Below are 718 nucleotides of genomic sequence, written 5' to 3' on the forward strand. Positions count from 1 at the left end.
CGACCAGAAAGCGCCGTAATATTCAGAAACACCACGCCTGAAAGCGGCCATCAGTTGAGGATGAATTGAACTAATCCGTAATTGGGTTATTGCGGCGGGACGCCCACCGCGCCCGTGCCAAATCCACTTTGAGTAACAGTTCGTCCGAACTTGTCGATATAGCTAGGTGCAGCCACGCCGGGGTGATTGCCGTCCTCCCCGCTCAGGCGAGCAAACACCAGTGCTAGGTCCGCCGTATAGCAGCGTTTCGGCTTGCCCGACCGACAGGCAGATGGATGAACTGGAGCATCAATGGGCCGGGCGAATAATGTAACGCTTTCTGCGCCAGTTGACCGATTCTGCCGGCTTACGGCATCATGGATTTCTACATAACGATGACCTTCTGCCCGTGCCATTTCAGCCGCCCGATAGATCGCGAAATCCGCCGCACTCGCTCGGCTATAGCCGCTAACGCCGCCTGTGATTTCCCAAAATCCGTCTTTCGCAATCTTATTTTTATAACCGTCGCCTCGGCCATCCATTGGCCCATAACGGCCGCTATCATCACGAGCAGTAGAAGCAGTGGGAACGGTCAGCGCAAAAGCGACCAGAAGGAGGGTGGCACGCATGTCAATCTCCACAAAGGGAGCCCAGCGGCTAACGCAAATTCCCTAATGTTTGGTAACACGCTCGGAGCGGCCGGAAGCCGACCGTCCCCTTTCCACCCTTCTCCGCCATT

The 718-nt window shown here is 56.0% G+C and carries 1 protein-coding gene; it reads right to left on the minus strand.

Annotation, left to right across the window (positions count from 1 at the left end):
- Nucleotides 1-86 precede the first annotated feature (86 nt).
- The gene (locus ACODSN_RS16380) at nucleotides 87-608 is read right to left on the minus strand and encodes a hypothetical protein (protein WP_489056551.1); all 522 of its coding nucleotides are present in this window, start codon (nucleotides 606-608) and stop codon (nucleotides 87-89) included.
- Nucleotides 609-718 lie beyond the last annotated feature (110 nt).

The sequence above is a fragment of the Sphingobium sp. FG11 genome (assembly GCF_057809915.1).